At 74.0% G+C, this 14,071-nt stretch carries 8 protein-coding genes; 2 read left to right on the top strand and 6 right to left on the bottom strand.

Annotated features, from left to right (window positions below; genetic code table 11):
* Window positions 1–20: 20 nt before the first annotated feature.
* The 4 genes from RM446_RS09080 to mfd all read right to left on the bottom strand — a co-directional run bounded on the left by RM446_RS09080 (window position 21) and on the right by mfd (window position 8,348).
* On the bottom strand, window positions 21–1,250 hold the full coding sequence (locus RM446_RS09080; protein ID WP_311544743.1) for a phosphotransferase: 1,230 nt from the start codon (window positions 1,248–1,250) through the stop codon (window positions 21–23).
* Window positions 1,247–2,743, bottom strand: a complete 1,497-nt coding sequence (locus tag RM446_RS09075) for an O-antigen ligase family protein (RefSeq protein WP_311544742.1) — start codon at window positions 2,741–2,743, stop codon at window positions 1,247–1,249. Before RM446_RS09075 ends, RM446_RS09080 begins: the two co-directional genes overlap by 4 nt.
* Window positions 2,744–2,858: 115 nt before the next feature.
* On the bottom strand, window positions 2,859–4,514 hold the full coding sequence (locus RM446_RS09070) for a chain length determinant family protein (protein WP_311544741.1): 1,656 nt from the start codon (window positions 4,512–4,514) through the stop codon (window positions 2,859–2,861).
* Window positions 4,515–4,724: 210 nt separating this feature from the next.
* Window positions 4,725–8,348, bottom strand: coding sequence for a transcription-repair coupling factor (mfd, locus tag RM446_RS09065; RefSeq protein WP_311544740.1), 3,624 nt, complete (start codon window positions 8,346–8,348; stop codon window positions 4,725–4,727).
* 602 nt (window positions 8,349–8,950) lie between these two features.
* Here mfd and cysC point away from each other — a divergent pair.
* Window positions 8,951–10,510, top strand: coding sequence for an adenylyl-sulfate kinase (gene cysC, locus RM446_RS09060; protein WP_311544739.1), 1,560 nt, complete (start codon window positions 8,951–8,953; stop codon window positions 10,508–10,510).
* A gap of 185 nt (window positions 10,511–10,695) precedes the next feature.
* Entirely contained in the window at window positions 10,696–11,349 is a 654-nt protein-coding gene (locus tag RM446_RS09055) for a MazG family protein (RefSeq protein WP_311544833.1), read from the top strand.
* Window positions 11,350–11,360: 11 nt separating this feature from the next.
* Here the strand turns inward: RM446_RS09055 and RM446_RS09050 are convergent, their stop codons facing one another.
* Both RM446_RS09050 and RM446_RS09045 read right to left on the bottom strand, forming a co-directional pair.
* Entirely contained in the window at window positions 11,361–12,800 is a 1,440-nt protein-coding gene (locus RM446_RS09050; RefSeq protein WP_311544738.1) for an FtsW/RodA/SpoVE family cell cycle protein, read from the bottom strand.
* A gap of 220 nt (window positions 12,801–13,020) precedes the next feature.
* Window positions 13,021–13,944 carry a sulfite exporter TauE/SafE family protein gene (locus RM446_RS09045; protein WP_311544737.1) on the bottom strand — a complete coding sequence of 308 codons (924 nt, stop codon included), beginning with the start codon at window positions 13,942–13,944 and terminating at the stop codon, window positions 13,021–13,023.
* Between the last annotated feature and the right edge of the window lie 127 nt (window positions 13,945–14,071).

Genomic DNA, 14,071 nt, shown 5'->3' with positions numbered 1-14,071 from the left:
GCAGCGGGTGCCGGCGCGGCTCATCCGGCCCCCCCGATCTCGCGGGCGGCGCGCTCCCGCAGGCCGGACAGCGCCGGAAGCAGCCAGTCGTCGACGGCGGCCAGGCTGCCGCCCGCCTCGGCCTGGCGATCCTGCAGATAGCGCGTCGCCAGGTCGAGCAGGTACAGCGCCATGACCGTGGCCTCGGTGCCGGGCACCAGGCCGGCAGAGGTGATCAGCGGATCGCGCAGCAGCCGGGCGCCGGAGTCCAGCCAGCGGTGCACACCCGGGTGCACGCCGTCCTGGACGCACTCGTTCAGCTCGTAGTGCAGCGCGTCGAAGCCGACGGGCACGCCGAAGGCGAGGCGCTCCCAGTCCCATACGAAGGCGCGCCGGGGTGTTCCGGCGATGTTCCACCGGGTCAGGTCGCCGTGCCAGGCACCGAACGGGAGCCGGACGTCGGGCAGCGCGTTCAGGCACGCGCGCAGCGGTTCCGTCTCGGGGCGCCCGCCCAGCGCCGCGATCCGCTCGGCCAGCGCGGAACGGTACGGGCTCAGCGACAGCCGGAGCACCCGCACCGGTTCCAGGGCGCTGATCTGTACGACGCAGCGCAGCAGCTGGCGGCGCGTGGGCCGGTCGGTCTGGCTGCCGACCGGCAGAGCGTCCTGCACCAGCAGCGGGCGGCCGTTCCACTCGCCTTCGTGGAGCAGCCGGGGCACCGTGATGTCGCGCAGGTGCGACTCGGCCAGCAGCCCCAGTGCGCGGGTCTCGGCGCGCACCAGCCGCGAGGTCAGCTCGTTGACGCCGATCTTGGCGTAGCCGACGGTCCGGCCCGCCGGGGTGAGCAGCAGCAGGACCGGTTTCCGGTTGGCGCGCGGCGGACCGACGTGGACGGCGATGACCACGCGGCGGTCCAGCGCCGCCGAAAGTTCGTGCTCCACCGTGTGGCCCGGCCCCACGTGCAGCCGGTCGCGCAGCAGCAGCGGCGCCATCCCGCTGGCGAAGGCCGCGGTCAGGGCCGCCGCACGCAGCCGGTCCCGCAGCGAATGGCGCTGGGCGAAGGCGCCGATCGCGCGGGCCGCGGCGTAGCGGTTGCCCGCCGGCAGGATCATCCGCGGGTTGTGCGCCGAGGGGACCGGCAGGTAGGCGCTGCCGGTGCCCTCGCGCGCCGGCCCGCCGCGGACCCTTCCCGGCTCACCGCGCCCCAGCAGGCCGCCGCAGGGCCACAGCACCTCGGCGAGACCGGTCAGGTACGTGGTCTCGCCGTTCACCGGGCACCCCCCGGCGCGGGGCCTCCGCCGGCGCCCTCGGCCGCGCGCCGCCACAGCAGGGCGACCGCGATCATGGTGACGGCCAGCGGCGCCGCGAGGGCGACGTAGAAGAACATGTACCAGAACAGGAGCAGCACCGATAGCAGCGCCGCCGTGCCCAGCACCGTCGACTCGCGCCGGTAGCGCCACACCACCTGGCCGAAGAAGGCCAGGAACAGCGCCGCGCCGCCCCAGCCGTGGGCGACCAGCAGCAGCCAGAACTGCCCGTTGTTGCCGATGGTGTGGCTGCCGCAGCCGGGGCAGTCGGGCGAGGGGCCGATCGCGATCGACTGCGAGCTGCCCGCCATGTCGCGGGTGGTGCCCCAGCCCAGCACGGGCGAGGCGTTGGCGGCCTGTACGGCGGCGACGCTGGTGGCGGCGCGGCCGTCGTCGCTGTGCGGGTTGTCGAGCCGCTCGCGGACCACGTCCATCAGTGGGGACAGCAGCGCGACGGCCAGCGCGGCGCACGCTGCGGCGCTCACGGCCGCCACCACGACCACCCGGCCCCGGCGCAGCAGTCGGACCAGGACGAAGCCCAGGGACAGCGCCAGGCCCGCCCACACCGCGCGGTTCAGCGAGTAGACGACGGGCGCGACCGCCAGGACGACGGCGGTGCCCGCCGTCCAGGCGCGGAGCAGGTCGGCGCGCGTGCGCCGCGTCGGAACGGGGCCGTCGGCGCCCGGCTCGCGCCACCGCATCCACCCCGCCAGCAGCCACGCCAGCAGCAGGGAGAGCATGTTCCCCCACGTGTTGGTGTACTCCCAGGGGGCCTTGGGCCGCGGCGACTCGTAGCCGAGTACCTCCATGACCTGAGCGGACGCGGGATGGACGAGCTCCTGTACATAAGGATCGGCCGCCAGGCCGGCGGGCAGCAGCAACTCCGTCGGCGCGGTGAACCCGAATCCCGGCGCCGCCATCCCGAGCAGGCCGCCGGCGACGGTCGCCAGGCACAGCCAGCCAAGGGACCGCGCGACGGCGAGGTCGCTCAGCTCGCGGCGGCTCAGATTGCCGACGTAGACCAGCAGGACCGTCAGCGACAGGTAGACGGCCAACCGCACCAGTGCGCCGAGGATCCCGCCGCTTCCGGGCAGCGTGCCCGGCGGCGCGGTGCCGATGAGGCTCAGCCCGGCGGCGCACCACAGCAGGAACAGCGCCCAAAGGCCGAAGCCGGGAGGCAGCCGGAGGCCGGCGGCGCGGTGTCGGCGCACCAGTTCGACGGCCATGGGCAGGGCGAACGCGACGAACGCGAACCGTCCCAGACCCAGCGCCCACCACAACGGGTAGCCGGCGAGCAGCCACACGACCGGCCAGCCCGGGGAGAACAGGCCCCGTCGCCCCGTGCCGCCGGCGGCGGGCGTGCACGGGTCGGCCCCGGGTCCGGTGGGAGAGGGCGCAGCGGTCGGCGGCGAGGCCCCGGCGGCTTCCGCCGCCGGCTGCGGCGACCGCCGGCTCATCGTCTCGTCCTTGCCCGGACGACCGAGCGGGCCGCTGCGGCGCCGCCGGACGTGCGGGCGGCGCGGCGGCGGGTTGTCCGGGAGGCTTCGGGAGGCCGGATTCCTGCCATCCCGATCAGCGCTGCAGGGTGAGGTCGGTGCCGTCGTGCCGGTCCTCGCCGCCGGGCGATCCGGTCGGTGAACCGTGCGGGGCCGAGGCCGGGTAGCCGGCGCGCGGCATCCCCGTCCCGGCTGCGCGCCCGTCCACCGCGCGGGTCCGCTCGCCCGCCCGGCCGCTGCGGCCGCGGTGCTGCCGCTTCTTCCGGGGCTCGGCGGCGAGGGCGCCCGGGACGTGTGCGCCGAGGGAGGCGAACGCGTCCAGCGCCGACCGCAGGTCGTCGGCGCGGTCGGCGGCCAGTTCGACGACCGGAACGACGGCGTCGGCGCAGCGGGTCAGCGCGTAGGCGTCGGCGCGTTCGGCGGTGGGGGCGGTGGCGACCACGACGACGTCGGCCTGCTCGCGCAGCCGCTCCAGCAACCGGGCGGTGGCCGGGCGCTGCAGCACGTCGGTCGCGTCGGCGCTGCCGTAGTCCAGAGTGCGCAGGCCCGGCGCGGCCGCGGTGCGGCGCTCCAGCTCGGCGGGGTCGGCGCCACCGAGAAGCACGTCGGCAAGGCCGGCGCCGACGGGCGCGGCCTCTGCTCTGTCGGCCCACTCGGCGGACGCCGGGTCGGCGCGGACCAGCAGTACGTCGGCGCCGATGCGCGCCAGAGCGGCGCCGAGCTCCTCGGCCGCCGCGGTCGCCGCCCCGCCGCCGATCCCCGGCACGAGCACCACCGCGCCGCAGGACCGGCCGCCGGATCGGCCGAGGTCGGCGACCAGGCTCAGTGCCGCCCGGTTGGCCTCCTGGCGCGCTCGCGCCCGTGCACGCTCGCCTCCGCGTGCGCGTCCGCCGGTACGCGGTGCGTGCAGCAGTACCGGGAGGCCCGCGGCGCGTCGGGCGTCGCGGACGGTGTGCAGCCTGCGGTCGCGCCGCTCGGCGCCGAAGGCCGCCGCGACTCCGGCCGCCAGCCCCAGCGCGCCGCCCGTCGCCAGCCACACCGGAGGAACCGGCGACGTCGCCTCTTCGGGTGTGGTGGCGGAGGTGATGACCTGCGCGGGGACCACCGACTCCCGCAGCGCCGCGAGCGGGTGGATCTCCTTGTTCAGCTCCGTGATCTCGCTCTGCAGGGCGGTGATGCGGGCCTGCTCGGCGCCGCCTTCCGCTGTGAGGCGGTCGAGTTCCGCGTAGCGGGAGTCGGCCTCGTCCCGCAGGGCGGAGAGGGTGCCGCCGATCTGCCGGTCGACCTGGTCGGCCCGGTAGTCGAGGTAGGCGCCGGCGAAGGCGGCAGAGGCGCGGCGGGCCGCGGCGGGATCGGGGCCGGGTGCGGAGATGCGCAGGACGCTGCTGTTGGGGGGAACGCCGACCTCGACCTCGCGCCGCAGCTCGGCGGGGTCGGCACCGGGACCGATCCGCTCGGCGGCCGCCGCCGACACCTCGGCCGACCGGACGATCTGCGCCTCGGTGTCGAGGTTGACCTCGCCGTTGGTCCGGCCCGACTGCTCGCCGGTGATCTCGGGGACGCCTGTGGGGCGGACGTGGACGGCCGTCACGGAGGTGTAGGTGGGCGGGGCCGCCAGCAGCGCACCCGAGGCCAGAAGCGGCCCGGCGACGGCGCAGGCCGCCGCGATACGCCACCGGCGGCGCAGTGCGGCCGCCGCGTCTGCGAGGTCTCCTTCGGCGGAGGTGTCCATCCCGGCCCGCTCCATTCCCCGATTACCACTTTAGGTGCTGAACCAAACACCAAGAGTAGTCGTTTTAAGGTCAGGTGCAGGTGATCCACGCGCAAGACGGGCCGGGTCTCGACAGCAGCCCCGCCGATCTTGTGGCAATCGCCAATGGCCATCGCTTTCCTTGCGATGGCTACAAGATCGACGGGATCGGGTCCTGTTGCCGGCGGCTTCTCAGGCGGGCGCGGCGGTGTTCTGCTTGCCGGGCTCGAAGACGGCCCCGACCAGCTCACGGCACCAGGTCAGCAGCTCCAGGTCACGCAGCTGGCGGCCGCCCAGGCCGCCCGCCTTCGGAGCGGGCACCAGCAGGGTCTGGGCCGGCTCCTTGTACACGGCCCTGGGGTGGAGCCGCCGCAGTCGCAGTCGCTGGGACTCGCGCAGCTCGACCGGCGCGAACCGGATCTGGCTGCCCTGCAGCACGACGTCGGTGAGCCCCGCGCGCTTGGCCAGCACCCGGAACCGGGCGACCTCCAGCAGGTTGTCCACCGCCTCGGGCGGCGGGCCGTAGCGGTCCACCAGCTCCTCGCGGGCCGCGGCGACGTCCTCCTCGCTGCCGACACCGGCGATGCGCTTGTAGGCCTGCAGCCGCAGCCGCTCGCCGGGCACGTAGCCGTGCGGGATGTGGGCGTCGATCGGCAGCTCGACCTTGGTCTCGGACTCCTCGGCGCCTCCCGCGTCGGGGGCGCCCTTGAGCTCGCGGACGGCCTCGCCGACCATGCGCACGTACAGGTCGAACCCGACTCCGGCGATGCTCCCGGACTGTTCGGCGCCCAGGATGTTGCCCGCGCCGCGGATCTCCAGGTCCTTCATCGCCACGTACATGCCCGCGCCGGTCTCGGTGTGCTGGGCGACTGTGGCCAGCCGCTCGTGCGCGGTCTCGCTCAGCGGCTTGTCCGGCGGGTAGAGGAAGTAGGCGTAGGCGCGCTCCCGGCCCCGGCCCACGCGCCCGCGCAGCTGGTGGAGCTGCGAGAGGCCGTAGGTGTCGGCGCGGTCGACGATCAGCGTGTTGGCGTTGGGCACGTCCAGCCCCGACTCCACGATCGTGGTGGAGACCAGCACGTCGTAGTTCTTCTCCCAGAAGTCGATCATGACGCGTTCGAGCTGCTGCTCGTTCATCTGGCCGTGCGCGTAAGCCACCCGGGCCTCGGGCACGAGCCGGCTGATCGACGACGCGACCTTGTCGATCGACGCCACCCGGTTGTGCACGAAGAACACCTGGCCCTCGCGCATCAGCTCGCGCCGGACGGCGGCCGCGATCTGCTTCTCCTCGTAGGGTCCGACGAAGGTGAGCACCGGGTGGCGCTCCTCCGGCGGGGTGAGGATGGTGGTCATCTCGCGGATGCCGGTCATGCCCATCTCCAGGGTGCGCGGGATGGGGGTCGCCGACATCGCCAGCACGTCGACCTGGGTGCGCAGTCGCTTCAGGGTCTCCTTGTGCTCGACGCCGAAGCGCTGCTCCTCGTCGATGACGATCAGGCCGAGGTTCTTGAACCTGGTTTCGCTGGAGAGCAGTCGGTGCGTGCCGATCACGATGTCGATCTCGCCCTTGCGCAGGCCTTCGCGGGTGGCCTCGGCCTCGGCGTCGGTCTGGAAACGCGACATCGCGCGCACCGTCACGGGGAAGGAGGCGTAGCGCTCGGAGAAGGTCGACATGTGCTGCTGGACCAGCAGTGTGGTGGGCACCAGCAACGCCACCTGCTTGCCGTCCTGCACCGCCTTGAACGCGGCGCGCACCGCCACCTCGGTCTTGCCGTATCCGACGTCGCCGCAGATGAGCCGGTCCATCGGCACCGACTTCTCCATGTCCTGCTTGACCTCCTCGATCGCGGCGAGCTGATCGGGGGTCTCGACGTAGGGGAAGGCGTCCTCGAGCTCGCGCTGCCACGGGGTGTCGGCACCGAAGGCGTGCCCGGGCGAGGCCTGGCGGGCGCTGTAGAGCCGGATGAGGTCGCCGGCGATCTCGCGTACGGCCTTGCGTGCGCGGCTCTTGGTCTTGGACCAGTCGGCGCCGCCCATCTTGGACAGCGTCGGAGCCTCGCCGCCGACGTAGCGGGTGACCTCCTCAAGCTGGTCGGTGGGCACGAACAGCCGGTCGCCCGGCTGGCCGCGCTTGGTCGCCGCGTACTCGATGACCAGGTAGTCGCGGGTGGCGCCCTGGATGTTGCGGCTGACCATCTCGATGTAGCGGCCAACGCCGTGCTGCTCGTGGACGACGTAGTCGCCCGACTTCAGCTGCAGCGGGTCGACGGTGCCGCGGCGCCGACTGGGCATGCGGCGCATGTCGCGGGTGGAGGAGCGCTGCCCGGCCAGGTCGGTCTCGGTCAGTACGACCAGCCGCACCGAGCGCCAGACGAACCCGTGCTCAAGCACGCCGGTCGCCACCGTGGCCACGGAGCGGTCGGGCGGGGTGTCGACCTCTGAGCGCAGCTGCGCGCCCAAGCCGGCGTCGCGCAGCATGGCCACGAGGCGCTCGGCGGGCCCGTGCCCGGGGGTCAGCAGCACGACGCTCCAGCTGTCGTGCAGCCACGACTTCACATCCGCCAGGGCGCGCTCGGTGTCGCCGCGGTAGGTGTCGGCGGCCGACGCGCCCATCTCCCGGCCGGCGTCGCCGCGCCGGCCGCCGCCTTCGTCGTCCGCGGCCTCGGCCGAAGCCGCGGCGGGGCCGGAGTCGAACGGCGAGATCGACCACCAGGGCAGCCCGAGGGCGTCGGCGTCGGCGCGGACCTCGGCGATGGACTTGTAGGCGGACCCGCCCAGGTCGATGGGCGCCTCGCCGCCGGACGCGGCGTTGATCCAGGACGCGTCCAGGAACTCCCGGCTGGTGGCCTCCAGCTCCAGGGCGCGGGTGCGGATGCGCTCGGGGTCGCAGCCGACGATGTGCGCGCCCTCGGGCAGGTAGTTGAACAGCGGTTCCATGCGCTCGGCGAGGACCGGGGCGAAGGCCTCCATCCCCTCGACCGAGGAGCCCTCGGCGAGCTTGTCCAGCACTTCGGCCAGGGCCGGGTACCGCTGGGCGAGCTCACGGGCGCGCTCGCGTACCGGCCCGGTGAGCAGGAGCTCGCGGCACGGCGGAGCGAACAGGCCCGAGGCCGCCTCGGACTGGTCGCCTTCGCCGATCGAGCGCTGGTCGGCGACCTGGAAGTACCGAATCTCCTCGACCCGGTCGCCCCAGAGCTCCAGGCGCAGCGGGTGCTCCTCGGTGGGCGGGAACACGTCCAGGATCCCGCCGCGCACGGCGATGTCGCCGCGCTTCTCGACCAGGTCGACGCGGGCGTAGCCGGCGTCGACCAGCGACTGGACCAAGCCCTCCAACTCGACCTCGTCGCCCGGGCGCACGCGCACCGGAGTGAGGTCGCCGAGCCCTGCCACCAGCGGCTGCAGGACGCTGCGGATCGGTGCCACGACGACGCGCAGCGGCGCCGTGAGCGGGTCGGCGGGGTCGGGGTGGGCCAGGCGGCGCAGGACGGCCAGGCGCTGACCGACCGTGTCCGAGCGCGGCGACAGGCGCTCGTGCGGCAGGGTCTCCCACGCCGGGAACAGGGCGACCGAGTTCGCCGGCAGCAGGGACTCCAGCGCCTCAGCGAGGTCGCCTGCCTCGCGCTCGGTCGCGGTCACGGCGAGCACCGGCCGCTCGGCGCCCACGGGGGCGCCGGCGGCCAGGGAGGCGATCACGAACGGGCGCAGCGACGGCGGCGCGACGAGGTCGAGGTGCGGGTCATGGCCGGTGCGGGCGGTCTCGACCGCCGCACTGAGGGCCGGGTCGTCGGCGACGACCGAGAGAAGTCCGGTAAGGCTCATATCACCAGAGGGAAGGCTGTGACAGGGATTCGGCCGTGCTGGGCTCCGCGGTGCGCGGTCGGGGGAGCGGGTGTCCGGCGGATGCGGTTGCCGTGTGCGGGGGATCGGCCGCGAGCCGCCGAGGACCGGTGCCCGGCCCGCGGCGGGTGGTCGTACTCCCCGGGGTCAAGCCTACGCCGCTCGCCGGTCGCGGGTGCACGGAGTCGGAGATCCGGGATGTGGTCCGGGTCATGTCCCCCCGCTCTGCCCGCCGGGGCCGCGCCAGCGGCAGCGGTCGGGCGGGGCGTGATCGTCCGGAGAACCGGAGAAGGAAGGTGGAGTCGGGATGAACCGGCGGGCGCACACCTGCGCCCCCGGCCGTTCCGGGCGCGGATCGGCCGGTCGCACTGGGGCGGCCGGTCGGTCGCCAACGTGCGCGACCACTAGTGACAACGCCGCCGCGGCCCCGGGTGTTCCCGGCCCTCGCGCGCTTGGTCGGCACCGCCCGCGCGAAGCACCCCTTATCGAGGGCTGTGCGGGAAGGCGGGCGGGATGCCGTCCGCACGCGGCGCCCAATACGCTGTTGCGCAGACGTGGCAGCGCAGACGAACGGGGAGGCCGGGTTGAGCGACAGCAGTGACCGCAGCGGGGACGAGGCGGCGGCACCGGTGTTCGCGCCCGATCCGGTAAGCCTGGCCCACCTGGAGCTGATCCTGAACGGGGCCTACCCGCTGGCCGGGTTCATGACCCGGGAGGAGGCCGCCTCGGTCGCCAAGCGCGGCCGCCTGCCTGACGGCACCCCGTGGCCGATACCGGTCACCCTGCCCGTGCCCGACGAGTTCGCCGAGGCCGAGCGGCTGACGCTGACCGACCCCGAGGGGGCGCCACTGGCCGAGCTGCGGGTCGGCCAGCGCTGGTGGGCCGGCGCCGAGGACGGCGACGGCGCGGGCGCGCCCGGCCACCGGCTGGCGGGCGAGGTCCGCTTCGCGCAGCCTCCCGTCTACGGTGCGCTGCGCCATCTGCGCTTCTCGCCCGCGGAGGTCCGCGGCCAGCGCGAGCTCGCCGGCGACGGCGGCGTCCCGGTGCTGGCCGTGGTCACGGCCCGCCCTCTGCACCACCGTGAGCTCCACCAGGTCCGGGCCGCCGCCGAGGAGTTGGCCGGCGCCGACCGCGCCGAGGTGCTGGTGATCATCGACGCCCCGTTGGAGACGGAGGGCCTGGCCCCGGTCGTGCTGGCCGCCGAGCCGCTGCTGCCCGCACCCGCCCGGTTCGTCGTGGCGACCCTGCCCCGCTGGAGCGCCGACGGCGCCGCCGGGCTGCCCGCCGAGCGCCGCGACCTGCTGCACGCCCACGTCGCCGCCGCCTACGGTGCGACGCGCCTTCTGGCCCTCGACTCCGCGCCGTCCCACGGCGCCGAGGAGGAGGCGCCGGTCCCGGTCGCCGCCGCACCCGGGTGGGTCTACGACACCGCCCAGGAGCAGTGGCGCCCGGTCGGCGAGGTGGCGCCGGAGGCGGCCGCCGACCTGCCGGACGGGGCCGAGGTCGAGGAGACGCTGGCGCGGGGCCTCGCTCTGCCCCCGTGGTTCACCCCGGCGCGCGTGGCCGGGGAGCTGGCGCGCATCCGGCCGCCGCGCACCGAGCGCGGGCTCACCGTCCTGTTCACCGGGCTCTCGGGCTCGGGCAAGTCCACCATCGCGCGCGGCGTGGCCGAGGGCATCCGCCGGTCGGGGCGCACGCTGACCTTGCTCGACGGCGACGTCGTGCGCCGCATGCTGTCGGCGGGCCTGACGTTCTCGCGCGCCGACCGCAACCTCAACGTGCGGCGGATCGGGTACGTCGCGGCCGAGATCTCCCGCCACGGCGGCGTCGCGGTCTGCGCGCCCATCGCACCCTACGCCGCCACGCGCGCCGAGGTGCGCGCGATGGTCGAGGAGGTCGGCGACTTCTTCCTGGTGCACGTGGCCACTCCGCTGGAGGTGTGCGAGGCGCGCGACCGCAAGGGCCTCTACGCTAAGGCGCGGGCGGGCGAGATCCCCGAGTTCACCGGGATCTCCGACCCCTACGAGGAACCGGAGGACGCCGAGCTGGTGCTCGACACCGAGGGCCGCTCCGTGGGCGAGTCGGTCGCTGAGGTGCTCTCCGCCCTGCGCGCCGGGGGCTGGCTTCCGGCCGAGAACGTCTGAGGGCGGGCGGAAGCCGGGAGCGGAGAACCGTGGAAGCCGGGGAGTCTGGAAGCGGAAGGGGCCACAGAGCCATGAACCCGAACAGCGGCGGGACCCCGCCGGACGGCGGCGCCGGAGCCGGCGGCGAGGCGGACGGCACCGGAGGCGCTGCGCTCGGAAGCCGGTTGCTCGACCTGGTCGGGGTGATGGACGTGCTGCGGCGCGAGTGCCCGTGGGACGCCTCGCAGACGCACTCCTCGCTGGCCAAGTACCTCATCGAGGAGGCCTACGAGACGCTGGAGACCATCGAGCAGGGCGACCTGGCGACGCTGCGCGAGGAGTTGGGCGACGTCCTGCTGCAGGTGGTCTTCCACTCCCGGGTGGCCCAGGAGCGCGGCGCCGACGGGTTCACCATCGACGACGTCGCCGCCGGCATCGTCGACAAGCTCACCCGCCGCCACCCGCACGTCTTCGGCGGTGCGGAGGTCGACGGCGCCGACGGCGTACGCGCGAACTGGGAGGAGATCAAGGCAGCCGAGCGCGCCGAGAAGGGCCGCGGGGACTCCGTGCTGGAGGGCGTCCCCTTCGGGCAGCCCGCCGCGCTGCTCGCCTACGAGCTGCAGAAGCGGGCGGTGCGCAACGGGGTCCCCGAGGATCTGGTGGGCGACGACGGCGGGGGCGGTGGTGCGCTGTTCGCCGGCGTCGCCGACGAGCGCCGCAGCGGCGCCGATCCCGAGATCGACCTGCGCTCGGCGGCGCGGCGCTTCGACGCCCGGGTCCGCGCGGCCGAGGCGGCGGCCCGCGCCGACGGTCTCGATCCGCGTTCGCTGACCCCCGAGCAGTGGCGCGCCTACTGGTAGGTCGAGCGGCTTCAGGGTGCGTGGAAGAGCGCCCGGCCCGGCTGCTGCCCGGCTTCGGGCATGCCGGCGGAATCGCGGGCGGGCACGGCGGAACTGGGGCGGCGCGCGGTGTCGCTGAGCCGCAGCCACAGGCCCATGATCATCCACGTCGAGACCAGCGACGAGCCGCCCGCTGACAGAAACGGCGTGGTCATGCCCGTCATCGGGATGAGCCGCGTGACGCCGCCCAGCACCACGAAAACCTGGAAGCCCAGCAGGAACGCGCTTCCGGAGGCGGTCAGCTTGGCGAATACGTCGCGCGAGACCAGGGCCGTGCGGTAGCCGCGCTCGGTCAGCAGGAGCAGCATCAGGAGGACGGCCATCAACCCGGTCAGGCCCAGCTTCTCGCCGACGGAGACAAGGATCAGGTCGCTGTCGGAGGCGAAGAGGCCGGTGGTGCGGCCGTTCCCGAAGCCGATGCCGGTCAGCCCGCCGTCGGCCATCGCGAACAGCCCCTGCACCAGCTGGCGGCTGCCGCCGACCTCCCGGTAGACGTCCGGGTCGAAGGGGGAGTGCCAGATGGCCACCCGCTGGCGCACGTGCCAGAAGACCTGCCAGGCCACAGTCGCCCCGGCCAGGAACATCGCGAGGCCGATGCCCACCCACGACTTGCGCCGCGTGGCGACGTAGAGCATCGCCAGGAAGACGCTGAACAGCACCAGGGAGGTGCCCAGGTCGCGGGTGCCCACCAGGAGCAGGATGGCGACGCCCCAGGCCGCGGTCATCGGCCCCAAGTCGCGCATACGCGGAAGGCTGAAGACCTTCACCTCGCCCACTCGCAGGTGGCGCGCCGCCAGGGCCAGCACGTCGCGCTTGTGGCCGAGGTATCCGGCCAGGAAGACGATCAGCAGAATGCGGGCGAACTCCGAGGGCTGCACGGTGTAGCCGGCGAAGCCGATCCACCGCCGCGCGCCGAACACCTCGATGCCGACGCCGGGCAGCATCGGCAGCATGATCAGTACGAGCCCGCCGGTGAGGGTGATGTAGCGGTAGCCCTGCAGCGCCGCCGGGCGGCGGACGGCCGCGAGGACCGCGATGCAGGCGGCCATGCCGAGCGCGGTCCACAGAAGCTGCCGGTCGGACTCGTTCGGGCCCTCGCCCGCGGAGGCGTGCAGCCCCCAGATCACGGCCACGCCGATGCCGTTGAGAGCGGTGGCCAGCGGCAGGATCAGCGGGTCGGCCCAGGGCGCGAGGAAGCGCACGGCGATGTGCGCCGTGGCGGCGAGCCCGCCGAAGACGCAGGTGTAGAGGGCGAACCGGTCGGGGACGCTGCCGTCGACCTGCAGGCCGGCCAGGCTCAGGACCAGCGCGAACAGGCCTACTGCGAAGAGCGTCATGACCAGCTCGGCGTTGCGGCGCCGCGTCGGAACGCTCGGCGGCGGGGCGTTCACGCCGGTTGCTGGTGTCGCCATTTCCGTCTCGCCTCGGGTGCGCCGGTCGGTCCCGCTCGCCGCGCGCCTGCGCCCTGGTGCCGCGGGTTCAGCGGGGGGTGCAGGACGCGAGGGGACGGGCACCGGCGGCGGCAGGAGGGTTCGGGCATGGGCGCGCGTCTGCCATCTTCCCTGAAGTCAGGGCCGAAAACGCGGTTTCGGATACAGCCGACAGGCGCGTGGTGGCACTCCTCCCCGCGGCTCAGTCGGCGCCCCCGGTGGCCGCAGCGTGCTCGGGTGCCGAGTTCGCGCGCCGCATGCGCCGTTCGATGGTGTGGGCGCGCAGCGACCAGGCGACGGCGGCCGCCCACCCCAGGGCCACCGCGCAGTAGACGGCCAAGGAGACGCCGGCGGAGGCGCTGACCGCCTCGCTACTCAGCAGGACCCGGGTGTTGGTGAAGATGATCAGTCCGCCCACCAGGGAGCCGAGCATGCGCGCGGGCACGTGGCTGGCCAGCCAGGCGGCGATGGGCGCGGCCAGCAGCCCGCCCAGCAGCAGGACGACCACCCAGGTGATGTTGATTCCGCCGAACCCGAGGCCGACGGCGAACCCGATGCTGCCGGCGACCACCACGGCCGACTCGCCCACGCTGATCGACCCGATGACCTTGCGCGGCTCCAGCCGCCCGCTGGCCAGCAGTGCGGAGGTCCCCACGGGTCCCCAGCCCCCGCCGCCGGTGGAGTTCATGAACCCGGCGAACAGGCCGACGGGGGCGAGGAAGACCGTGCGCAGGGGCCGGCTGAGGTCGGGGTGCGGGAGGTCGCGGAAGGTGAACCGCGCCAGCAGGTAGGTGCCCAGGACGAGCAGGATCGTGGACATCAGCGGACCGGCGGCATCGGTGGACAGGCGACTGAGGAACACGGCTCCGACGAACGAGCCCAGGGCGCCGGGCAGCGCGATGCGCCAGACCACCGCCCAGTCGACGTTGCCGAAGCGCCAGTGCGCAAAGCCCGAGGCGATCTGCGAGCCGACCTGGGAGAGGTTGACCGTGGCCGAGGCGAGGGCGGGACTCGTGCCGATGACCAGCAGGGCGCTGGTCGTGCTGATCCCGTAGCCCATGCCCAGGCTGCCGTTGATGAGTTGCGCCAGCAGGCCGACGAAACCCAGGAGGACGAGCGTCTGCATAACGGGCGGCCTTCCGGGATCAGGGATGTCGAAGTAACACCTCTATTTATACCTCTTTAGTAGGGATAGACGCCATGCATCGGCGCGACGGTTGTCCGGCCGGGGGTTCTTTGCGGTCGGCGCACCA

It is taken from the genome of Streptomonospora wellingtoniae (assembly GCF_031845375.1).
Taxonomy (GTDB): domain Bacteria; phylum Actinomycetota; class Actinomycetes; order Streptosporangiales; family Streptosporangiaceae; genus Streptomonospora; species Streptomonospora wellingtoniae.
The sequence above is the reverse complement of the archived record's forward strand: the minus strand, read 5'-3'. Positions and strand labels throughout refer to the sequence as shown.